This is a genomic window from Klebsiella quasivariicola, assembly GCF_002269255.1.
Classification (GTDB): Bacteria; Pseudomonadota; Gammaproteobacteria; order Enterobacterales; family Enterobacteriaceae; genus Klebsiella; species Klebsiella quasivariicola.
Window position 1 is genome coordinate 2,390,014 of the sequence record NZ_CP022823.1, and the last position, 21,884, is coordinate 2,411,897.

The window sequence follows — 21,884 nt, forward strand, 5'->3', positions numbered from 1 at the left end:
TCACTACTGACCGTCCCCGGCAGCGCAACGCCGCCGGGGAGCATAAAGGTTTAAAAATCCATCTTCACCGTGAACTGCACTTCGCGCGGGTCGCCAATCTGGTTGCCGAGGTTATTGGTGCCGATCGAGGAAGTGTAATAGGTCTTATCAAACAGGTTCTTCACATTCACCTGCAGTGTCACCGGATACTGCAGCTTCATCTTATAGGCGGCGAACACATCCGCCACCGCATAGCCCTGCAGATAATAATCCGCGCCGTTAGTGCCGGAGCGCTTACTGACCGCATGGCCGCCGCCGCCGACGGTCAGGGTGTTGCTGTTATAGACGTTATGAATGTCATAGGTCAGGAACAGCGAGCCGGTATGTTTCGGCACGTTTGGCAGCGGTTTCCCCGCGTAATCCGGATCTTCCAGCACTTTGGCGTCGGTGTAGCCGTAGCTGGCGATCACGCTGAGGTTATCGGTGATGGACCCGGCCAGGTCCACTTCCACGCCCTGGGAACGCACCTTGCCCGCCGTTTTGGCCACTGTCTCATCGCCAATGCTCTCGGTGTACAGCACGTTACGCTTGTGAATATCAAACAGCGCAATATTGGCGGTAATGCCGTTTAACAGGTCGAATTTGGCGCCGACTTCGTAGGAGGTGGACTCTTCCGGCGGCAGCTCGCCGATATAGCTGGCGATCGACGACTGCGGCATAAACGACTGGGCGACGTTGGCGAACAGGGAGACGTTCGGCGTCACTTTGTAGACCAGGCCGGCTTTCGGCGTCCATTTCTCATCGCGGCTGTCGGTATTGACGTTAAACGGTCGGCCTTTACCGGCGTACTGGGTGTAGTACTGGTAGCGCACGCCAGCGACGGCGATCCAGTTGTCAGTCAGGTACAGCGCGTCCTGCACGTAAGCGGCATAGCTCTCCTGCTGGATACGCTGATCGCTGTCGGATGCGGAGACGGTATTACAGGTGTCGAGGGTGCCGTAGACCGGATGATAGATGTTAAAGCCTTTCACGTTCTTGCAGCGCAGCATATCGGTGCGCAGCAGATCGTAATTCTCATAGGCGACGCCGGTCAGCAGTTCGTTATAAAAGCCGCCCACCACCACGTTGCCCTGCAGGTCAGCGCGGGTGGAGTGCATCTTCTGCGTTGAACCGTGGGTACCGTCGACCCGGCGGGTGAGGTTGCCGGTCGCCGAATCATAGGCCATCACCCGCGCCTGGTTATCGTTGTAATTATCCTGGCTGTAGCTGTAGTCGAAGCGCGCGGTCCAGGCGTCGTTAAGGCGATACTCGGCGTTGAGCTGAGCGAGATCGGAATAGCCATCGGTAATATTAAACGCTTCATCGAAGCGGGTTTTGCGATCGACGTTCACCGCATGGCCGGTATTCAGATCGAAAATAGTGCCGCGGTCAAAGGGCGCGCTGTAGTCGCGGTGCGAATAGGACGCGGTCACCGTCGCCCGTTCACCAAACCAGGTCAGGGAAGGGGCGATAAAGCTGCTTTTGTTTTTACCAAAATTGCGCCAGTAATCCTCATTCTGGTATTCCCCAATCAGCCGGTACGCCAGATTCGTGCCTTCGATGGGGCCGGTGACGTCGAAGCTGCCGGTACCGCCGCCAAAGCTGGTGGAGGTCGCGGAAACCGAACCGGAGAACTGCCGCTCCGGCCGTTTGGTGATGACGTTGATCAACCCGCCGGGGTCGAGGATACCGTACAGCGTCGAGGCTGGCCCCTTCAGAACTTCCACCCGTTCGGTGGCGGCGTTAAAGCTGCGTGGCAGCACGGTGCGCAGGCCGTTGGTCATGATCGAGCCGTCGCGGTTGGCGCCGAAGCCGCGGCGGGTAAAGGCGTCCTGGGTACCGCCGAGGGTGTTGGTCTGCACCACGTTAGCGACGTTATACAGCGCCTCGTCGAGTGAGGTGGCGTGCTGATCTTCCAGTACCCGATCGCTGACGGTATTAACCACCTGCGGAATATCCAGCAGCGGCATCGAGGTCAGCGTCGCGGTGGCGGAGCTGAGTGGCTGATAGCCTCTGGTGGCGCTCTGCTGCGCGCCGTCGGCCACCACGGTGATGGTCTCTTCCGCGTCGTTGTTACTTTTCGCCGCGCTATTGTCGGCGGCCATTAATCCCGGTGAGGCTAAAAAAAGAAGCGAAAAAAGCGCGCGCCCTTGCAAGGCTCTGCAGGCGACATGGGGTTGAGTCATTATCTGTTTCTCGTGAACGAATCTGCCTTTGCGGTCAGATTAAGCCAATAAAATCATTGCCCTGAATAATAAAAGCACTCTGTTTAGCGTCTGAATGCGCCTTCAGATGTGTAATTGAGAATCATTCAATCATGAAGAGATGTAGTAGTAAACGTTATGTAAGATAAAAAATTGGCGGTGGGAAATGGCGGGGTTATCACGTCTTTTCAATGAGGTGGTGTGTTGTTATTTTATTGATATTAAATGATTTAATTGGTTTTACTGTTGCGCAGCCTCGCTGTAGTGCTCGCGACGGACGGATGACGATGGCGAGTATTGACTACTACATCTATCCCCGTCATGATCAAAAGAGAATGAGATTTATTTTTGTTTGACTGCAGACTGTTCAGCGATGGCCTGGAACGCTGCGGCGCAGGAGCGAGTTATGCCACAGCGGGTGAAACCTGCAGAGCAGGGGATCGTACTGGATGCCCTGTCGGCCGGATACGGCCAGACCCTGATCGTTGACGATATCAACCTGACCATTCCCACCGGCAAAATGACGGTGCTGGCCGGGGCGAACGGTTCCGGTAAATCCACGTTGCTCTCGACCATCGCCAGAATGCTGAAACCGCTCGGCGGTTGCGTGCGTCTGGACGGGCAAGCCATTCACCAGATGCCGACAAAGGCCGTCTCGCGCCAGCTGGGCATCCTGCCGCAATCGCCGCTGACCCCGGAAGGGTTAACGGTTTTCGAGCTGGTCTCGCGCGGGCGCTACCCGTGGCAGGGGCTGATGCGCCAGTGGTCCGAGGCCGATGAGCAGGCGGTGGAGGAGGCGCTGCGCTTAACCGGTACCGCCGAATTCGCCCATCTGCCGGTGGACAGCCTCTCCGGCGGCCAGCGTCAGCGCTGCTGGATCGCCATGGCGCTGGCCCAGCAAACGGCCACCATTCTGCTCGATGAGCCGACCACCTGGCTCGATCTGCGCTATCAGGTCGATATCCTCGAGCTGCTCCAGACCCTCACCCGCGAACATGGCCGCACGGTGGTGACGGTGCTCCATGACCTAAACTTTGCCGTGAACTACGCCGATCTGCTGGTGTTCCTCAAACAGGGGCGCATCGCCGGCACGATTAGCGACAACGACGTCTGTAGCCCCGAGCTGATTAAACGTGTGTTTGACGTTGACGTGCAGATGTCGATTAACCCGCAAACCGGCAAACCGTTCTTTATGCCGTTTCGCGCCCGCCAGGCCGTTGACGCATGAGCGCCGCCGTTCTGTACGCCGCGCGGCGTCATGCCCGCCCCCGACTGGCGCTCTTTCTGCTAACGCTGCTGCTTATCGCCGCCTCGCTGGTGCATCTTGGTTTGGGCGCCCGCTGGATCGCCCCACAGACGGTGCTGCAGGCGCTGCTGGAGTACAATCCGCGCAATTTCGACCAGCGGATTATCGTCGATCTGCGCCTGGTGCGGCTGGCGGCAGCGCTGCTGACCGGCGCGGCGCTCGGCGTCGCCGGGCTGCTGCTGCAGACGGTGATCCGTAACCCACTTGGCGAGCCGCATATTCTCGGCCTTAACGCCGGCGCCTCGCTGGCGGTGGTGGCGACCTCTGCGCTGGGCCTGTCTCTCGGCGCTTTTCCCGCCGGGCGCCCGCTGACCGCCGCCTGCGGCGCGGCGCTGCTGTTCGGCGGCGTGTTGGCGCTGGCCTCTGCCGGGCGCGGCGGGGCGACGCCGCTGCGCATCACGTTGTGCGGAGTGGCGCTGTCAGCGTTTGCGTCGGCGGTGACGGCGGCGATATTGATCCTCGATGAACAGACGCTGCTGGCGATGCGTACCTGGCTGGCCGGCGACCTGGCCGGACTGAACTGGAGCACGCTGCAGACGGCGCTGGTTCCGGCGCTGATCGGCCTTGGCGTCGCGCTGCTCATTGCCCCACGGCTTAATGTGCTGGCGCTGGGGGATAAGGTGGCGCTGGGCCTTGGCGTTAATCTCGTCCAGACGAGGCTGCTGGGCCTGCTGGCGATTGCGCTGCTGTGCGGTGCGGCGGTGGCGGTGGCCGGGCCGATCGGTTTTGTCGGGCTGGTGGTGCCGCACGTGGTGCGCCGTCTGGTGACGGAAGATATCCGTCTGGCGCTGCCCCTGGCGGCGCCGGTGGGGGCGCTGGTGCTGGTGCTGGCTGACATCGCCGCCCGGACGCTGGTCGCGCCGCAGGAGCTGGCGACCGGAGCGATGACCGCCCTGGTGGGTGCGCCGCTGTTTATCTTTATCGCCGCGAGGTTTTTTAAATGAAGCGCGCCGTTCACCGGGCCGGTTTTCGGCCGCTGGTTATCGCCTCCCGCCAGCTGCTGCTGCGCCCGGCGGCGCTAAAAGTTGCCGCCATCATGATGCTGATGCTGCTGGCGCTCGGGCTGTACAGCCTCAGCCGCGGCAGCTATCCGTTGCCCGCGTCGACGCTGCTGACGCCGCAGCGGTTGGGCGAGCAGCCGCGCTTTATTCTGTTTGATATCCGCCTGCCGCGGATCCTGATGGCGCTGCTGTGCGGGGCCATGCTGGGGCTGGCCGGGGCGGCGATGCAGAGCATCACCCGTAACGGGCTGGCCGACCCGGGGCTGATTGGCGTCAAAGAGGGGGCCAGCATCGTGGTGCTGGCGCTGGTGCTGTTTTTCCCGGCGGTAGGCCTGGTCTGGCGGCCGCTGGCGGGAATGGTCGGCGGCGTGGCGGTGGCCCTGCTGGTCCTGACCCTGGCGCGCGACTGCGCGCGGCCGCGCTTTATTTTAATTGGCATCGGCGTCTCCTGGACCCTGGCGGCCGCGGTCGGCATCTTTATGACCACCGCCGACGTTCGCGACGTGCAGACGGCGATGATCTGGCTGGCGGGCAGCCTGCAGGCCGCCACCTGGCCGCTGCTGGCGGTGGCCGTTTGCTGGGCGCTGCCCGGGGCCATCATCCTGTTCTGTACCGCCCGGGCGGCGGACGTGGCGCTGCTGGGCGACCGGACCGCCATCGGCCTTGGCGTACGTCTGCAGCAACTGACGGTGCTGCGCTTTTTCGCGCCGGTGCTGCTGACCTCGGCCAGCGTCTCCTGCGTCGGCAGCCTGGGCTTTGTGGGCCTGATGGCGCCGCATATGGCGCGTTTCGTGCTGCGCGGCGGCCAGGTATCGCTGCTGTGCGGCAGCGCGCTGATTGGCGCCTTGCTGGTGCTGGCGACCGATACCCTTGGCCGGCTGGCGTTTGCCCCGCTGCAGATCCCGGCGGGGATTGTTATTGCCCTGGTGGGCTGCCCGTTCTTTGTTGTCTTGCTCTGGCGTCGCCGTGATGCCCTTTAACCAGGAAGGTAGTATGCGTTGGTTCGTCTCATTGCTGCTGTTGCTGACGGGGGCCGTCAGCGCCGCCGCCCCACAAACTCAAACTTTCACCGATGATTTAGGCCGCACGGTCACCGTGCCGCTGCATCCGCAGCGTATCGTTTCGATGCACGATCTCGATATTACCATTCCGCTGATTGAGCTTGGGGCGCCGCCGATCGCCAGCCACGGCCGGACGCGCCCGGACGGCAGCCACTATCTGCGATCCAGCGCCCAGCTTACCGGCGTCGATTTCGACAACAGCGAGATTCGCTTTATTGGCACCGCCGATATCGATCTGGAAGCGGTAGCCGCCGCCAGGCCGGATCTGATTATCACCGAGCCCAGCCGCCACGTGTCGGTAGAGCAACTGGAGAAGATTGCCCCGACGGTGAGCATCGACCATCTGCAGGGCAGCGCCCCGGAGATTTACCGCAAGCTGGCGCAACTGACCGGCACCCAGCCGCGGCTGGCGATCCTCGAGCGCCGCTATCAGGAACAAATCAGACAGCTGAAAGCGATGGTCAACCCACCGCAGTACAGCGTCTCAGTGATCCAGGCGAACAACGGCAAGGTCACGGTGCATCATTCGTATCATGCGCTGGGCCGGGTGCTGCGCGACGCCGGGTTCCGCTTTCCGCCGCTGATTGAGCGGATCCCCGACGGCCAGCGCATTGACGTCAGCGCGGAACAGCTGCCGGAGCTGGACGCCGATTTTGTCTTCGCCACCTGGCGGTCGGATACCGGCGGTAAGCCGCAGGATGAGCTGCAGGCGATGGAAGGCGTGATGCCCGGCTGGTGCGACTTTATGCGTGCCTGCCGCACCGGACACTATATTTTGCTGCCGCGGGAAGAGGTGATCTCTAACTCCTATGCCGCGCTGTCTCTGATGGTGGCCCAGGTGCAGTCGCATATTGCCGGCAGACCGATCCCGGCGGAGGCTAAATGAAAAGCGCGGTAAAAAAAGAGAAGGGCAAAGTCGATCTGTTCGGCGAACGCTATCGCGCCCGGGCGCACCAGCTTTCCCCCCGGCTGCGGGCCGTGGTCAGCTATATCAACGACAACCGCGAGGTGGTGCTGGAGCATACGGCGATGGAGATCGCCACGGCGACCCAGACCTCCGACGCCACGGTGGTGCGCGCCATCCAGGCGCTGGGCTTCGCCGGGCTACGCGAGCTTAAGCAGACTATGGAGCGCTGGTTCGGCACCTCGGTCACCTCGGCGGAAAAGATGCGCTCGACGGTCACGGCGCTCTCCAGCGACGTTAACTCCAGTATTGATTTTGTGCTTGAAGGCCATCAGCGGGTCTGCGAGGTCCTGTCGCGAGCCGACAACCGCGCGGCGGTGGCCCAGGCGGTGGCATTGCTCAGCGACGCGCGGCAGGTAGGGATCTTCGGCATCGGCGCCTCGGGGATCCTCGCCGAGTACACCGCCCGGCTGTTCAGCCGCATTGGCCTGCCGGCGTATGTGATGAACCGCACGGGCTTCAGCCTCGCCGAGCAGCTTATCGGCCTGCAGCGCGGCGATGTGCTGATCATGATGGGGCAAAAGTCTCCCCATCGCGAAGGGATGACCACCCTGCGCGAGGCCAAGCGGCTGGGTATCCCGACCATCCTGCTGACCCAGGCGGTGGATTCGCGCTTCAGCCAGGAGGCGCAGGTAGTGATCGACGTCCCGCGCGGCGGCGACAGCAGCCGGATGCCGCTGCACGGCACGGTGCTGGTCTGTCTGGAGATGATTATCCTGTCGGTGGCCTCCACCACGCCACAAAAAACGGTGAAATCCCTGAAGCGAATCAACGACCTGCACCGGGCCATTGGTAAATCCGGCGGTAAACGCGGCAGTTAATAAGATAATTCACCAGCGGGAAGGTTTCCGGTTGCATATAAAAGTCAGTGTGTGTATTTTTATGCAAAATAAATGCATAAAAAGGATATCTCATGATCAAGAATTTGCTCAAAGCGTGTTGCATGATGGCCGCGCTGACGGCAGCCGGCCAGGCGGCTGCGGAAACCTATACCGTCGGCTCCGGCGGCACCTACCGGCCGTTTGAATTTGAAAACAGCCAGAAACAGCTGGAAGGTTTCGACATCGACATCATCAAGGCCATCGCCAAAGCCGAAGGCTTTGACGTCAAGCTGGTCAATACCCCCTGGGAAGGCATCTTCGCCACGCTGAACACCGGCGACCGCGACATCATCATCTCCGGGATCACCATCACCGATAAACGCAAACAGATGGTCGATTTCTCCGCGCCGTACTTCCCGGCCGAGCAGTCTATCGTCGTCGCCCAGGACTCGCAGGTGGATTCGCTGGCAGCCCTGAAAAACGAGAAGGTCGGGGTGGTGAACTCCAGTACCGGCGATATCGTGGTTTCTGAGGTGCTGGGCAAAAACAGCACCGCGATCAAGCGCTTCGACAACACCCCGCTGATGCTCCAGGAGCTGTTTGAGGACGGCGTCAGCGCCGCGGTTGGCGACGTCGGGGTGGTGAAGTACTACATCAAACAGCACCCGGAGAAGCAGTTCAAGCTGGTGCCGGATGCCAAATTTGAGCGTCAGTATTTCGGTATTGCGGTGGCGAAAGGCAACAGCGAACTGCTGGGCAAAATCAACGCCGGGCTGCAAAAAATCGTTGCTGACGGGACTTACGCCAAAATCTATAAAACCTGGTTCGACGACAACGTGCCGACGCTGCCAGCGCAATAATCCACCATTTTCAGTGACCACGGCTATCGCCCAGGCGATAGCCGTATTTTTTAGGGAAGGACTATGACGGGATTCCGTTGGGAGATCATCGAGGAGTACGGCCCGCTGTTTGTGGACGGCGCCCTGATGACGATTAAATGTACCATTATCTGCGTGATCCTCGGGACGCTGTGGGGGTTAACGCTAGGACTGGGGCGGATGGCGAAGGCCGAGCACGGGCCGTGGAAATATATTCTCCGCTACCTGGTGCAGTTTCCGGTGCGCTTTTACGTCAGCGCCTTTCGCGGTACGCCGCTGTTCGTGCAGATCATGGTGGTGCACTTTGCGCTGGTGCCGCTGTTTATCAACCCGCGCGACGGCCTGCTGGTGACCGGCGGCCTGATGAGCGCCGACTTTGCCCGCGAACTGCGCGCCAGCTACGGGGCGTTCCTCTCCTGCATCGTGGCGATCACCCTTAACGCCGGAGCCTATGTGTCGGAGATTTTCCGCGCCGGCATCCAGTCGATCGACAAGGGGCAGATGGAGGCCTCCCGCGCGCTGGGCATGCCGTGGTGGAAAACCATGCGCAAGGTGATCCTCCCGCAGGCGTTTCGCCGCATTCTGCCGCCGCTGGGCAACAACGCCATCGCCATTGTCAAAGACTCGTCGCTGGCCTCGGCGATCGGCCTGGCCGATCTGGCCTACGCCGCGCGCACCGTCTCCGGCGCCTACGCCACCTACTGGGAACCCTACCTGACCATCTCTCTGGTCTACTGGGTGATCACCTTCCTGCTGGCGCAGCTGGTTAACCGTCTGGAAAAGAGGTTTGGCAAAAGTGATTCACATTAATAACTTACATAAGCGCTTCGGCGACAGCCACGTGCTGCGCGGCATCAGCTGCGATATTAAACCGCAGGAAGTGGTGTGCATCATCGGCCCATCCGGCTCGGGGAAAAGCACCTTCCTGCGCTGCATGAACGCCCTGGAGACGGTCAGCGACGGCGAGGTGGTAGTTAACGGCTTTGCCGCCCACGACCGGACCACCGACCTCAACAAGATGCGCGAAAGCGTCGGCATGGTGTTCCAGCGTTTTAACCTGTTCCCGCACATGACGGTGCTGGAAAATCTGATCATGGCGCCGATGAATCTGCGCAATATGCCGCGCCAGCAGGCAGTCGACCTGGCGGAGGCCTTGCTGGCGAAGGTGGGCTTAAGCGATAAGCGCGACGCCTGGCCCGCGAGCCTGTCCGGCGGCCAGCAGCAGCGGGTTGCCATCGCCCGCGCGCTGGCGATGAAGCCGTCGATTATGCTGTTCGATGAGCCCACGTCGGCGCTGGATCCAGAGCTGGTGGGCGACGTGCTGGAGGTGATGAAGAACCTCGCCAGCGAGGGGATGACCATGGTGATCGTGACCCACGAGATGGGATTTGCCCGCGAAGTGGCCGACCGGGTGATCTTCATCGACCAGGGCGTGATTCAGGAAGAGGGCAAGCCGGGGCAGATCTTTAGCGCGCCGACCAACCCACGCACCGCCGCGTTCCTCAGCAAGGTGCTGTAAACCGGGCGGGCTGGCGCGATGCCAGCCCGCTGAGCATTCCGGGTGTATTGACGAAGCTTTTAATCATCCGCGCAAACATTGACTGGGCTCATATATCCCGCGATAACCCCTTTGTTAATCTCAGGGTGTCGATTAGGACTTCTCCAGGAAAATAACGTTGGAAATCTTTTTTTAACCCACTGAAAAATAGCGATTAACTATTTTTCATACGCCAAAAATCATGGTCCGTTAATGACGGACTCGGTTTCGTATGGGTTAAAAAAGGTACGTTATGACAGTTACATGGACGGTCACGCCCGTGGGGTATCAGCACATTGCCAAACGCTGCCCCGCCTGCAATGTAAAACGCGACTTCGCGACTTCGCGACTTCGCGCCTTCCGGCGCCATCCGGGTGAATTCGCAAAAGAAGCTGCTGGATATCTGGAGCATCTATAAATGCACGCGCTGCGATTACACCTGGAATATCGCCCTGTTTTCCAGGCTGCACGTCAGCAAGATAAACCGTGAACTGCTTCAGCGCCTGCTGCAGAACGATGCAGCCATGGTTCACTATTATGCCGCTGACCTCGCGACGCTGAAGCGCAACCGCGCCGAGCCGTCGGGGCAACCTGATTTTCGTATTCAGGAGCAATGGTCGGTGACGCTGATGGCGTGCCCGCGGATAACGGTGCGCGTCAGAGTCAGTCAGCCATTTCGCGTCAGCCTGCTATCAATACTGAAAAAACAGCTCAAGCTGAGTACGGCTGAAATCCGGTGGTTGGTCGCGACAGGGCATATCGAGGGTATTTCACTAAAACAGCTCAAGACGAAAAAGCTGAAGGCGATGGAATATCGTTTTCAGCTGGCGGCGGAAACGCTGTATGCGCGACGCCGGATTACGTTATCACTTTGCGGTAGATAACTTGCCGGGAAGATAAGCCGCAGCGCTTGAGCTGCTGGCTTTTTTATTCCTCGGTGAATAAGGACGGCGAAGTTGGCCGTCCTGACTCCCTTATCTCCGCCTGCAAAAGCCACCTCCGCTGCAGCCATTCAATCTGCAGACGCATAGTAAACAAACGCCAGCTTATTGCCGTCGGGATCGCGGACGTAGGCGCTGTGAAAACCGTCGCCATACTGCGGCCGGTGACCGGGACCGCCTTCGTCACGTCCGCCGAGTTGCAGGGCGAGGGCATGCAGTTCCGCAATATGTGCGACGGAGCGGGCGTTAAGCGCCACCATCGTTCCATTGCCCACCCCGGCAGGCTGCTGGTCAAAAGGAACGCCCACGCACAGCCCACAGGTGTGATTGCCGTTGAAGGTCCCCCAGGACGCCCCCTGTTCGTTACGGCCGGCTTTGACGTGTCCCAGCAGCGCCATTAACGGGTCATAGAATTTGATGGCGCGTGGCAGGTCATTGGTTCCAAGCATGATGTATGAAAACATGATGTCCTCCTGGAGCAGGTTTGATGGCGTAAAACCTCAGCCTGGTTGCTGGCGAGCGGGCTGGCTGGCGCCAGGCCAGCCCCTCAAAACTACCGTGCGGACTCCGTCGCCTCATCCATCTCCTCTTCCTGCTCACTGGCAAGCAGGGTTTTCTCGTTTTTACACAGACACTGGATCAGCAGGAACAGCACGCCGCTGGCCACCAGGGTGGCGATCAGGCCATCGTAACCGGTGATGCCGATCAGCATGCCGCTGACCACCGGCCCGGCGACGCTGCCGGCGGACCAGAAGAAGCCGAACAGGGCGTTAATCATAATCAGCTTCTGCCCATTGAAGGTTTTCCCCGCCCGCACCAGCGACAGGGTATAGAGCGCGCCCGCCGCGGCGCCCAGCAGCAGACAAATGGCCATCAGCTGGAGGCGTGAACCGAGCATCAGCGGCAGGGCCAGCAGCGCCAGGCTGAAGACCACCGCGCAGCTCAGATGCACGCGGCGGATACCGACCCGGTCGGCCAGCCAGCCGAGCGGGGTCTGGAACATCGCATCCCCGGTGAGCACCACGGTGACCAGCAGCACCGCCATCCCTTCATTCAGCCCTTTGTCCATGCCGTACAGCGGCAGCAGGGCAAGGATGCTGGCGTCGAAGAAGGCGAAGCAGAAGACCCCGGAGGCCAGCACCGGCAGGAAGGCGCCAAGGCTGCGCCAGCTGGCGCGCTCCCCAAGGCTTTCGCGGGTGCCGGTGGGCAGATGGCGCAGCATCAGCAGGCAGACCGCGGTGACCGCGACAATTGCTATCAGCGCTGAGGTTTGCCAGGCGGGGCCGACGGAGATCAGCAGCGGCCCGGCCAGCTGGCAGCCGGTAAAGGCCGAGGCGTAGATGCCGGTGAGGGTGGCGCGCTGGCTGCCCGCTGCACCGCCGGTGATCCAGCTTTCGCCCAGCACGATAATGACCCCGGAGGCCAGGCCGGTCAGCAGGCGCGGCAGCAGAAGCAGCGCCATATCGGTGGTCATGCATGAGGCGATGGTCGCCAGCGCCAGCAGGATCAGGCTGCCGCTCAGCAGCACGCCCATTTCAACGCGCCGGCACAGCGCAGGAGAGAGGAAGGAGGAGATCATCATGCCGGCGGGCGGCAGGGCGGCCAGCAGGCCGACGTACAGCGGCGCGATCTGCTGCTGCGCCAGCTCAAGACTGATTAACGGCACCGTATAGCCGGTGATAAATCCCACGAGCGACGCGGCCATGATCATCGCCAGCGTGGGTGCGAGACGATTCTGGTCTGGGTTAAACATTTTATTTCCGATTACGGCGAGGTCAGTAGTGGATCCTTCGGCAAAATGCCGTCCTGATCTGCATAATAATTAATCGCCTGGCCGTTGTCACCGTTGAAATCACTACCAAAAAAGGACCGCAGGGCGGCAGAAGGGCTGTACGCCGCGCCGCCGCCGCATTTCGTGACGTTGTCAGCGTGTTAACGACAGGATATAACGGAGGGAGCGGCAGCGCCCCGACGCCGGTGAGCGACGGGGAAAAACGCGACGCATGACCGATTATTCAGCATTACGCTATGCAGGAAAGGAGTAATACATGGCTGTATCGCCGTCACTGATCGCCGAAGCCACAGGCTGGCGACGTGAATTTCACGCCGCGCCTGAGCTTGGATATCAGGAGCAGGAGACCTCACGCCGCGTTGCGGAGCTGCTGGCCTCGTTTGGGCTACAGGTTCACCGCGGGCTGGCCGGCACCGGCATCGTGGCGACCCTGGAAAACGGCCCCGGGCCGGTCATCGGCCTGCGCGCCGATATGGACGCCCTGCCGATCACCGAGCTGGGGAGCGTCAGCTACCGTTCGCGCCGCCCCGGGGTGATGCACGCCTGCGGCCACGACGGCCATACCGCGATGCTGCTGGCGGCCGCCGCCCATCTGGCGCAGACCCGTCGGTTCAGCGGCACCGTCCACTTTGTCTTTCAGCCGGCGGAAGAGAACCTCGGCGGCGCGCGCAAAATGGTGGAAGAGGGGCTATTTGAACGCTTCCCGATGGATGCCATCTATGCGCTGCATAACTGGCCGGGGATCCCCCTTGGCGAAGTGGCGCTCAGCGATGGCGCGATGATGGCCTCGCTGGATGCCTTCGAGATCACCCTGCGCGGGAAAAGCTGTCATGCGGCGATGCCGGAGAGCGGGGCCGATCCGATCGTCGCGGCGGCGCAGCTGATTATGGCGCTGCAGACCATTCCTTCCCGCCGCCTGTCGCCGCAGGATTCGGCGGTGGTCAGTATCACCCAGATAAACGGCGGCGAGGCGATCAACGTTCTGCCGGACACCGTGGTGCTGCGCGGTACCTTCCGCTGCCTGAGCAATCGCGTTCGCGCCCGCGTGCGGGAGCTCATCGAAAGCTATGTGGCGACCCAGCCGCAGGTGTCCGATGTGCAGGGCGAGATTAGCTGGTTCCCGGGCTATCCGGTGACCAAAAACCATGCGCTGCAGGCGCAGCAGCTGCGCGAGGTCGCCGCCGCCACTCTCGGCGCGGAAGCGGTGCGCTGGAACCAGGCGCCGTCAATGGCCTCCGAAGATTTTGCCTGCATGCTGGAGGCCTGTCCGGGGGCCTATTTCTGGATAGGCACCGACGGCGAAATCCCGTCAAAGCCGCTGCATAACGCCAGCTATGACTTTAACGATGCGCTGATCGGCCCCGGCGTCGCCATGTGGGTGGCGCTGGTGGAGAAACAGCTGCCGGCGGCGTAACCCACCGGCAGCGAAAGAGGGGGAGCGCGGCGCGCTCCCTGAGATCAGACGTCGGCGGCGGCTTTCAGTCGCGCCTTCATGTCGCTGTAGGCCGTCCAGGCATAGCGCTCCGCCCATTGCTGGTCGGCTATCGCTTCCACTTTCACCGCACAGTATTTGGTTTCCGGCGTTTTGGAGATCGGATCGAGGTTATCCTGGGTCAGCTCATTGCAGGCGCCCACCCACCACTGATAGGTCATATAGACCGCCCCCGGGTTAATGCGATCGCTAAGGTCGGCGCGGGAGATCACCTTTCCTCGGCGGGAGCTGACCCACACCAGCTGTTTGTCGGCGATCCCCAGCCGTTGCGCGTCCAGCGGATTCATCTGCACCCGTCCCGGCTCGTCGGCCAGCGACTGCAGCGCGGCGCAGTTGCCGGTCATTGAGCGGCAGGAGTAGTGCCCGACTTCCCGCACGGTGCAGAGCACCAGCGGCCACTCGTCATCCGGGCGCTCCGCCGGTGCGCGCCAGGCGGTGGCGAACAACTGCCCTTTACCGGAGGGGGTGTCGAAGCGGTTGTCTTTATACAGCCACGGCGTGCCGGGGTGATCGAGGGTCGGGCACGGCCACTGAACGTGTCCCATATCGCCCATTTTCTCCCAGGTCACGCCGTAGAACAGCGGGCAGAGTTCGCGCATCTCGTCCCAGATCTGCTGGTTGTTCTCATAGTGCATCGGATAGCCCATTTCGCTGGCCAGCAGGCTGATGATCTCCCAGTCGCGCTTCACATTTCCCGCCGGAGGGATCGCCTGTTCAAACCGCTGGAATCCACGGTCGGCGCAGGTGAAGACGCCGCCGTGCTCGCCCCAGGAGGTGGCTGGCAGCAGGACATCGGCCATTTCCGCGGTTTTGGTCATAAAGATGTCCTGCACCACCACAAAGTCCAGCGCCTCGATGCCTTTGCGCACCAGGCCGAGGTCGGCTTCGGTCTGCAGCGGATCTTCGCCCATGATGTAATAGGCTTTAATCTCGCCGGTCAGCGCTTTATGCGGCACCTCGGTGATGCGGGTGCCGACCTGGTCATCCATCAGCGCCGGGTCGACGCCCCAGGCGGCGGCGAATTTCGCCCGCACGGCGGGATCGGTGACCTCCTGATAGCCGGGGAACAGGTTCGGCAGCACGCCCATATCGCAGGCGCCCTGCACGTTGTTTTGCCCGCGGACCGGCCCCACGCCGACGTTAGGCCGTCCCAGGTTGCCGGTGAGCAGCGCCAGGCTTGCCAGGCCGCGCACCACGTCCACCGCCTGGCCAAACTGGGTGACCCCCATGCCCCACATAATGGTGGCGGATGGGGCCGCGGCGAAGATGCGCATCGCCTCCCGGATTTGCTGCGCGCTGACCCCAACGATCGCTTCCACCGCTTCCGGGGCGTAATCTTTCACCGCCTCGCGGTAAGCGTCCAGCCCTTCGGTATAGCGTTCGACATAGGTTTTGTTATACAGCTCCTCCTCCAGTAGCACATAGCCGAAGGCATTCACCAGCGCCATATTGCTGCCGTTGTTGAGCTGTAGATGACGGTCGGCTATGCGTGCGGTTTCAATGCGTCGCGGATCGCAGACGATGATTTTGGCGCCGTTGTCCCGGGCTTTGATCACCCGGCGGGCGACGATTGGATGGGAGTCGGCGCAGTTGTAGCCAAACACCAGCAGGCACTTCGAGTTTTCGATGTCGCTTATCGAGTTGCTCATCGCCCCGTTGCCCAGCGCCTGCTGCAGCCCGGCGACGGAGGGACCGTGGCAGACGCGGGCGCAGCAGTCGACGTTATTGGTGTTGAGCACCGCGCGGGCGAACTTTTGCATCACATAGTTGGTTTCGTTGCCGGTACCGCGCGAGGAGCCGGTGGTCATGATGGCGCGCGGGCCATGCTTCTCTTTGATCTCCCTGAGCTTGCTGGCGGTGTAGCGAATCGCCTCCTGCCAGCTGACCGGCGTAAAGGCGCCGCCTTTCTGATAGCGGATCATCGGTTGTTTAAGACGGGGCGTCAGGAGCTGCGTGTCATTAAGAAAATCCCAGCCGTAGTAGCCCTTCAGGCACAGCTGGTTCTGGTTGGTGACGCCGTCGGCGGCTTCCGCGCGAATGATTTTATTGTTGTCGACAACCAGTTTAAGTTTGCAACCCGCCCCGCAGTAGGGGCACACGCTCGTGATTTTTTTCATCAGTAACAGACCTGTTAACAGTGAACTGAGGATCGCTGTCGCGCCGGGCCCGACGGGCAACGATCGCGGTATCGCCTGGTGGTGATGCAGACGCAGGCCTGCTGCGTTATGCAGGTCTTGTGCCAAAAATTAACTTATTGATTTTTATTGTAAAATGAAAGGTGATTACTGACGGGAGCGTGACCTCGTCACTAATGACGATGACGCAGAGCGCCGACGTCAGACGCTCTGCGGGGTAAAACGTGGCTAGGCGAGAGGGCGGCAGCGGTCGAAGTGCGATTCGCTCAGGCCGACGTTGCGCGCGGCGGTGCAGATAGCCTGCCAACTGCCGGCATCCAGCGGGATCCCGTGGGCCAGCCGCGCTTCGCGGTTGGCGGCCTCCCATTCGCCGGGCGCCAGCACCGGGGCATCGGGATCGTGCGGTGTCTGTTTACACCATGCGATAAAGGCCTCCGTCTGCGCCTGGCTGTCCGGGGCATCGAACGCGTCCGGGCGCAGGATCACCGTGGTCATGCAGTTAAAGATGGCGTCGACGCTGGTCTGCAGACTCTCCTGATGGGTGGTTTGTCCCCCGGAGAGCGCGCCGCCGAGCACTTCGCACAGCGTCGCCAGGGCATAGCCTTTGTGCTGGGCGAAGGTGAGCAGGGCGCCCAGCGGCGAAGTCTGCATCACCGCCGGGTCGGTGGTGGGGAGCCCTTTGGCGTCGATCAGGCAGCCGGGCGCGACGGCTTCGCCTTTATGCCAGGCGACGCGGGTTTTACCAAAGGCGATGGCGCTGGTGGCGTAGTCCAGCAGCAGCGGCGGATGGCCCTCGCGGGGGAACACCACGCACAGCGGGTTAGTGCCGAAGCGGCTGTCCTTCCCGCGGAACGGGGCGACCATCGGATCGCCGATCACGCTGACGAAGTGAATGGAGATCAGCCCGGCAGCGGCGCACTGCTCGGCCCAGTAGCCGATGCGCCCGACGTGATGCGCATTGCGCAGGGCGATCGCCGCCATACCGTGCTGCTTCGCCTTTTCAATGCCTAACTGCATCGCCTCGTGGGCAACCACCTGGCCGAAGCCGGCGTTGCCGTCGAGGGTGACCACGGCGCCGGCGTCTTTGGTTACCGTGGCGTGGCGGTTGAGCTGCAGAAAACCACCGGCGTGGGATTTCACGTAGCTGGGGATCATCCCGACGCCGTGGGAGTCATGCCCGGCAAGATTGGCGGCGATCAGATGGTCCGCGACGAGGGTGGCTTCCCCCGGGGTACTGCCGAGATGGGTAAACAGTGAGACGACAAACTGATGCAGATCCGTCGCCAGAAAGCGGTGTCCTGTAGGCACTGATTCTCTCCTGTAGTCTGTTGTTATTTTGTTATGTTTGCCGTTTTATGCTGCGCCGCCCGGCGCAGAAGGTCAAGGGCGGCTTCTCCCGGTGGAACGTCACCGCGTCTGCGTCTGAGTCAGGCGCCAGGCGATAAAAAACCGGGTCGGGATCGCGTTTTAATTAACGCCATAAACACCACATTTTTAAATTCTGCCAGTGTCACAAAAGCCAGAAAAAAGCCATCCCCGTCGTTGCAAGGGGAGCTGATACCACTATATGTTAAATTTGTGTTTATTAATTGATGATTAAAGGTTGGTATCATGTATAAGAAAATAAGTGGTTTAGTGGTTTCACTGACGGCCGTTTTCGCCTGTGCCGCCTGGGCGGAGGTGCCTGCGGGCTATCCGGCGGATTATCAAAAAACGGTGGATGCCGCCGTCAAAGAGGGCAAGGTGGTGATCTATTCCACTACTGATACCAAAGCGGCCGGGCCGTTAATTAAAGGATTCGAAGCGCAATATCCGGGCGTAAAAGTCGAATATAACGACATGAACAGCACCGAGCTGTATAACCGCTATATCAGCGAGCAGGCCGCCGGGGGCGGCAGCGGGGACGTAGTGTGGAGCTCGTCGATGGATACCGCGCTGAAATTAGCTACCGAATACGCGGAGCAATATGCCTCGCCGGAGGTGAAGCAATTACCCGACTGGGCGGTCTGGCAGCAGAAAGCCTATGGCACCACCTACGAGCCGGTGGTGTTTATCTATAACAAACGCCTGATCCCGCAGAATGAGGTCCCGGATTCGCATACCGCGCTGGCAAAACTGATCGCCAGCCAGGCCGATAAATTTAAAGGCAAAGTCACCACTTACGATATCGAAAAATCGGGCCTCGGCTTTATGCTGGCGGTGCAGGACAGCCAGGCCGACGCGAACTATTTTACCGACCTGGCGAATATTGCCAAAGGCGGCCTGACGGTGCAGTCTTCCACCGGCACGATGATGGAGCGCGTCTCCTCTGGCGAAAACCTGATCGGCTATAACATTCTGGGCTCCTATGCCGAAGCGCGGGCGAAAAACGATCCCTCCTTAGGCATTGCCTATCCGAAAGATTACGTGCTGGTGCTCTCCCGCGTCTCGTTTATTAGCCAGGAGAGCGAACATCCCAATGCGGCGAAATTGTGGCTCGACTATGTCCTGTCGGAAAAAGGCCAGCAGATCCTCGCCAGCCAGGCGGATATTCCCTCTATTCGTCGCGATATTGAAGGTAAAAATGATATCGACGGCATGACCGCGCTGCTGGGCAAAGCGTTAAAACCGATCCCGGTCAACGAAACGCTGCTCGATTATTTACAGCCGCAAAAACGCCTGCAGTTTATTAAACAATGGCGCAGCGCCGCCGCGAAATAATCCTCCCCCGGGGCGTCGCCGATGCCCCTTATTCACACCCGGCGGGTTTTTTCTCCTGACCGAAGGGATGAACCATGAATGTATTACGCAGAAAGTGGCAGGGGCTGCCGCGCGGCGTGGTGGTGTGCATCACGGCGCTGGTGATTTACGTCCCGCTGTTATTTATTGTGGTGCAGAGTTTTCTCTCCGCGCCATTCTTTTCCCGCTCCAAATCCTGGAGTCTGGAAGCCTTCGCCTTTATTTTTACCGACCCGGATTTTTATCTGGCATTAAGATCCGGTTTTATTCTCGCCTTTGGCCTGGTGATTATCGCCATTCCGCTGGGCGGTATTTTGGCGTTTCTGATGGTGCGCACCGATTTACCCGGCCGACGGTTCATTGAGCCGCTGATCCTGGTGCCGATTTTCGTTTCGCCGATGGTGCTGGGCTTTGGCTACGTGGTGGCCGCCGGGCCGGTGGGCTTCTTTTCCCAGTGGGCGCAGCAGCTGATCGGCTTTGTGCCGTGGAATATCTACTCGATGTTCAGCATTGTGGTTATCGCCGGCTTAACACACGTGCCGCACGCCTATCTCTATATCTCCTCGGCGCTGCGCAGCGTCGGTTCCGACGTGGAAGAGGCGGCGCGCACCGTCGGCGCCACGCCGCTGCAGGTGATGACCTCGGTGAGTCTGCCGATGGTGCGCCCGTCCATTCTTTACGCCTGCGTGCTGCTCTTCTTCCTCGGTCTGGAAGTTTTCGGTCTGATGCTGGTGCTGGGCGACCCCGAGGGCAACATGGTGCTGGCGACCTATCTCTATAAGCTGACTAACAAGCTCGGCACCCCCTCCTATCATCTGATGGCGGCGGTGGCGGTGGTGCTGATCTGCATCACCATCCCGCTGGTGATGCTCCAGCGGCGGCTGATGCGCACCGCCAACCGCTTTGTCACCATGAAGGGCAAGGCGTCGCAGGCGCGGGCGCTGCCGCTGGGCAAATGGCGCTGGGTCGCCGGAGCGGTGGTGATGGCCTGGCTGACGGTGACCATCGGCGTACCGCTGCTCGGCGTGGCGCTACGCGCTTTTATCTCCAACTGGGGCGTCGGGGTGTCGCTGTGGGATGAGCTTTCGCTGGCGACGTTCCACAATATCTGGCAGCAGCCCAACCTGCTGCGGGCGATCGTCAACTCGATGGCTATCGGCATCGTTGGCGGCGCGCTGGCGGTGATCTGCTATCTGTTTGTCGGCATCGCCATGCATCGCAAAGCCGACAACGTCACCCGCTTTCTCGACTACAGCGTGCTGGTCCCGCGCGCGGTGCCGGGGCTGCTGGCCGGTCTGGCCTTCCTGTGGGTGTTCCTGTTCGTGCCGATGTGGCTCGATCAGTCGCTGAAGCACGGCTGGCTCTCGGCGCTGCCGGTGGCCGACTGGCTGCGCGAGCACCTTATCGTGCAGCTGCGCGCCCTGCGCAACACCATCTTCAGCGTCTGGCTGGCCTACACCGTGGTGTGGATGGCCTACGGCCTGCGACTCATCTCTTCGACGCTGCTGCAGGTGGGCCCGGAGCTGGAGGAGGCGGCGCGCAGCACCGGCGCTTCCCGGGGGCAGATCACCCGCCACGTGACCGTCCCGCTGTCGCGCTATGGGCTGATTGGCTCCTGGCTGCTGATGTTCCTTATCTTTGAGCGCGAATATTCCACCGGCGTCTATCTGCTGTCGCCGGGTACCGAAACCATCGGCTCGATGCTGGTGTCGCTGTGGGCGGCGGGGGCCATCGATATCGTCGCGGCGCTCTCCTTTATTAATATTCTGCTGGTGGTGATTGGCCTCGGTATCGCCCTGCGCTTTGGAGTGAAATTACATGATTGAATTATCGGTAGAAAATCTGCATCTCACCTATGGCGACAACCCGGTGCTGAAGGGGGTGTCCATGACGCTCGGCCGGGGGGAGGTGGTATCGCTGCTGGGGCCGTCGGGAAGCGGCAAAACCACGCTGCTGCGGGCGGTGGCCGGGCTGGAAAAACCGACGAGCGGACGGATCGCCATTGGCAACCGCACGGTGTACGACGGCACGCCGCGCAGCGAAATCCCGGCCGAAGAGCGTAACCTGGGCCTGGTCTTTCAGTCCTATGCCCTGTGGCCGCACAAAACGGTGTTCGACAACGTGGCCTATCCGCTGAAGCTGCGTAAAGTCGCCGCCGGGGAGATAAAAGAGCGGGTGCAACGCGTGCTGGATCAACTGGGGCTGGGGCATCTTGGCAACCGCCATCCGCACCAGCTCTCCGGCGGCCAGCAGCAGCGGGTGGCCATCGGTCGGGCGCTGGTCTACAACCCGCCGGTTATCCTGCTGGATGAGCCGCTCTCCAACCTTGACGCCAAGCTGCGCGAAGAGGCGCGGGTGTTTCTGCGCGAGCTGATCATCAAGCTGGGGCTGTCGGCGCTGATGGTCACCCACGATCAGAATGAAGCAATGGCCATCTCCGATCGTATTCTGCTGCTGAATAATGGCGTCATTGAGCAGCAGGGGACGCCGCAGGAGATGTACGGCAGTCCGGCGACGCTGTTCGCCGCCGAGTTTATGGGCAGCAATAACCGCCTGCACGGTAAGGTGACGGCGCTGGAGAACGGTCGTGCGAGGGTTGAAGGCGCCAGCTGGACGCTGTGGGGACGAGCGGGCGAGGGGGTCAGCGTCGGCCAACCGGCGACGGCGGTGATCCGCGTCGAGCGCCTGCGTCTGGACGGCGCAGCGCAGGATAACAGTCTCCAGCTCCCGCTGCTGACCAGCATGTATCTTGGCGACCGCTGGGAGTACCTGTTCCGTACCGAAGGCGACGACTTTCCGCTGCGTGCCTACGGAACGGCGCTGCGCGATGCCGAACACTGCCATCTGACGCTCCCGGCGGAGGATGTGTGGATTTTTCCGCAGCGGTAACTGCGCGAAGCCACGGAAGGCAAGCGCCAGGATGACGCGCTACGTTCCGGGAATGACAAAAGTGTTTTGCGCCTGGCTGCGGCCCGGGGAGGCGAGTAGGGTAGACCGGTCCTGGTCAGCAGCAAGT

General features: G+C 61.2%; 16 protein-coding genes and 2 pseudogenes. 13 read left to right on the forward strand and 5 right to left on the reverse strand.

All coding sequences use genetic code 11. The annotated features are described in order from the left end of the window. Positions 1 to 50: 50 nt before the first annotated feature. Positions 51 to 2,123, reverse strand: coding sequence for a TonB-dependent siderophore receptor (locus B8P98_RS11895; RefSeq protein ID WP_095033040.1), 2,073 nt, complete (start codon positions 2,121 to 2,123; stop codon positions 51 to 53). 505 nt (positions 2,124 to 2,628) lie between these two features. Here B8P98_RS11895 and B8P98_RS11900 point away from each other — a divergent pair. The 9 genes and pseudogenes from B8P98_RS11900 (at position 2,629) to B8P98_RS11940 (ending at position 10,674) form a co-directional block, all read left to right on the forward strand. Then, positions 2,629 to 3,450, forward strand: coding sequence for an ABC transporter ATP-binding protein (locus tag B8P98_RS11900; protein ID WP_095033041.1), 822 nt, complete (start codon positions 2,629 to 2,631; stop codon positions 3,448 to 3,450). After that, positions 3,447 to 4,472 (forward strand): FecCD family ABC transporter permease, encoded by a 1,026-nt coding sequence (locus B8P98_RS11905; protein WP_095033042.1) that lies wholly within the window; start codon positions 3,447 to 3,449, stop codon positions 4,470 to 4,472. Before B8P98_RS11900 ends, B8P98_RS11905 begins: the two co-directional genes overlap by 4 nt. After that, positions 4,469 to 5,509 carry a FecCD family ABC transporter permease gene (locus B8P98_RS11910; protein WP_095033043.1) on the forward strand — a complete coding sequence of 347 codons (1,041 nt, stop codon included), beginning with the start codon at positions 4,469 to 4,471 and terminating at the stop codon, positions 5,507 to 5,509. Before B8P98_RS11905 ends, B8P98_RS11910 begins: the two co-directional genes overlap by 4 nt. Next, a complete protein-coding gene (locus B8P98_RS11915; protein ID WP_167382693.1) occupies positions 5,499 to 6,476 on the forward strand; it encodes an ABC transporter substrate-binding protein in 978 nt (325 codons plus the stop codon). Before B8P98_RS11910 ends, B8P98_RS11915 begins: the two co-directional genes overlap by 11 nt. Then, positions 6,442 to 7,375, forward strand: a pseudogene (locus tag B8P98_RS11920) (MurR/RpiR family transcriptional regulator). Before B8P98_RS11915 ends, B8P98_RS11920 begins: the two are co-directional and overlap by 35 nt. 92 nt (positions 7,376 to 7,467) lie before the next feature. Beyond that, a complete protein-coding gene (locus B8P98_RS11925) occupies positions 7,468 to 8,235 on the forward strand; it encodes a basic amino acid ABC transporter substrate-binding protein (RefSeq protein ID WP_095033045.1) in 768 nt (255 codons plus the stop codon). A gap of 63 nt (positions 8,236 to 8,298) precedes the next feature. Continuing rightward, positions 8,299 to 9,063 (forward strand): amino acid ABC transporter permease, encoded by a 765-nt coding sequence (locus B8P98_RS11930; protein WP_008804505.1) that lies wholly within the window; start codon positions 8,299 to 8,301, stop codon positions 9,061 to 9,063. Continuing rightward, the gene (locus tag B8P98_RS11935; protein WP_095033635.1) at positions 9,050 to 9,772 is read left to right on the forward strand and encodes an amino acid ABC transporter ATP-binding protein; all 723 of its coding nucleotides are present in this window, start codon (positions 9,050 to 9,052) and stop codon (positions 9,770 to 9,772) included. Before B8P98_RS11930 ends, B8P98_RS11935 begins: the two co-directional genes overlap by 14 nt. A gap of 298 nt (positions 9,773 to 10,070) precedes the next feature. Then, positions 10,071 to 10,674: pseudogene (locus B8P98_RS11940) on the forward strand (DUF1062 domain-containing protein). A gap of 128 nt (positions 10,675 to 10,802) precedes the next feature. Here B8P98_RS11940 and B8P98_RS11945 read toward each other — a convergent pair. Both B8P98_RS11945 and B8P98_RS11950 read right to left on the reverse strand, forming a co-directional pair. Continuing rightward, positions 10,803 to 11,195 (reverse strand): VOC family protein, encoded by a 393-nt coding sequence (locus B8P98_RS11945; RefSeq protein WP_002908370.1) that lies wholly within the window; start codon positions 11,193 to 11,195, stop codon positions 10,803 to 10,805. Positions 11,196 to 11,284: 89 nt separating this feature from the next. Continuing rightward, positions 11,285 to 12,484, reverse strand: a complete 1,200-nt coding sequence (locus B8P98_RS11950; protein WP_095033046.1) for an MFS transporter — start codon at positions 12,482 to 12,484, stop codon at positions 11,285 to 11,287. A 295-nt stretch (positions 12,485 to 12,779) separates the two neighbouring features. On the opposite strand from B8P98_RS11950, the gene B8P98_RS11955 reads away from it, so the two are divergent. Continuing rightward, positions 12,780 to 13,937, forward strand: coding sequence for a M20 aminoacylase family protein (locus B8P98_RS11955; protein ID WP_095033047.1), 1,158 nt, complete (start codon positions 12,780 to 12,782; stop codon positions 13,935 to 13,937). Between the two features lie 44 nt (positions 13,938 to 13,981). Here B8P98_RS11955 and fdhF read toward each other — a convergent pair whose 3' ends face one another. Together fdhF and B8P98_RS11965 are read right to left on the reverse strand one after the other, a co-directional pair. Next, complete coding sequence (fdhF, locus tag B8P98_RS11960) at positions 13,982 to 16,132, reverse strand: formate dehydrogenase subunit alpha (protein ID WP_095033048.1); 2,151 nt, start codon at positions 16,130 to 16,132, stop codon at positions 13,982 to 13,984. A 246-nt stretch (positions 16,133 to 16,378) separates the two neighbouring features. Further along, a complete protein-coding gene (locus tag B8P98_RS11965; RefSeq protein WP_095033049.1) occupies positions 16,379 to 17,458 on the reverse strand; it encodes a malate/lactate/ureidoglycolate dehydrogenase in 1,080 nt (359 codons plus the stop codon). A gap of 303 nt (positions 17,459 to 17,761) precedes the next feature. On the opposite strand from B8P98_RS11965, the gene B8P98_RS11975 reads away from it, so the two are divergent. From B8P98_RS11975 to B8P98_RS11985, 3 genes are all read left to right on the forward strand, one after another. Beyond that, positions 17,762 to 18,850, forward strand: coding sequence for an ABC transporter substrate-binding protein (locus B8P98_RS11975; RefSeq protein WP_004203017.1), 1,089 nt, complete (start codon positions 17,762 to 17,764; stop codon positions 18,848 to 18,850). Positions 18,851 to 18,924: 74 nt separating this feature from the next. After that, positions 18,925 to 20,694, forward strand: a complete 1,770-nt coding sequence (locus tag B8P98_RS11980) for an ABC transporter permease (RefSeq protein WP_095033050.1) — start codon at positions 18,925 to 18,927, stop codon at positions 20,692 to 20,694. Continuing rightward, entirely contained in the window at positions 20,687 to 21,757 is a 1,071-nt protein-coding gene (locus tag B8P98_RS11985; RefSeq protein ID WP_008804521.1) for an ABC transporter ATP-binding protein, read from the forward strand. The genes B8P98_RS11980 and B8P98_RS11985 overlap by 8 nt, the downstream gene beginning before the upstream one ends. Positions 21,758 to 21,884: the final 127 nt, after the last annotated feature.

What these genes read in the sequence shown, in the direction of transcription:
- B8P98_RS11895 (WP_095033040.1), bottom strand. Translation starts at nt 2,123, where the DNA reads ATGGCCGCCGACAATAGCGCGGCGAAAAGTAACAACGACGCGGAAGAG.
- B8P98_RS11900 (WP_095033041.1), top strand. Translation starts at nt 2,629, where the DNA reads ATGCCACAGCGGGTGAAACCTGCAGAGCAGGGGATCGTACTGGATGCC.
- B8P98_RS11905 (WP_095033042.1), top strand. Translation starts at nt 3,447, where the DNA reads ATGAGCGCCGCCGTTCTGTACGCCGCGCGGCGTCATGCCCGCCCCCGA.
- B8P98_RS11910 (WP_095033043.1), top strand. Translation starts at nt 4,469, where the DNA reads ATGAAGCGCGCCGTTCACCGGGCCGGTTTTCGGCCGCTGGTTATCGCC.
- B8P98_RS11915 (WP_167382693.1), top strand. Translation starts at nt 5,499, where the DNA reads ATGCCCTTTAACCAGGAAGGTAGTATGCGTTGGTTCGTCTCATTGCTG.
- B8P98_RS11925 (WP_095033045.1), top strand. Translation starts at nt 7,468, where the DNA reads ATGATCAAGAATTTGCTCAAAGCGTGTTGCATGATGGCCGCGCTGACG.
- B8P98_RS11930 (WP_008804505.1), top strand. Translation starts at nt 8,299, where the DNA reads ATGACGGGATTCCGTTGGGAGATCATCGAGGAGTACGGCCCGCTGTTT.
- B8P98_RS11945 (WP_002908370.1), bottom strand. Translation starts at nt 11,195, where the DNA reads ATGTTTTCATACATCATGCTTGGAACCAATGACCTGCCACGCGCCATC.
- B8P98_RS11950 (WP_095033046.1), bottom strand. Translation starts at nt 12,484, where the DNA reads ATGTTTAACCCAGACCAGAATCGTCTCGCACCCACGCTGGCGATGATC.
- B8P98_RS11955 (WP_095033047.1), top strand. Translation starts at nt 12,780, where the DNA reads ATGGCTGTATCGCCGTCACTGATCGCCGAAGCCACAGGCTGGCGACGT.
- fdhF (WP_095033048.1), bottom strand. Translation starts at nt 16,132, where the DNA reads ATGAAAAAAATCACGAGCGTGTGCCCCTACTGCGGGGCGGGTTGCAAA.
- B8P98_RS11975 (WP_004203017.1), top strand. Translation starts at nt 17,762, where the DNA reads ATGTATAAGAAAATAAGTGGTTTAGTGGTTTCACTGACGGCCGTTTTC.
- B8P98_RS11980 (WP_095033050.1), top strand. Translation starts at nt 18,925, where the DNA reads ATGAATGTATTACGCAGAAAGTGGCAGGGGCTGCCGCGCGGCGTGGTG.
- B8P98_RS11985 (WP_008804521.1), top strand. Translation starts at nt 20,687, where the DNA reads ATGATTGAATTATCGGTAGAAAATCTGCATCTCACCTATGGCGACAAC.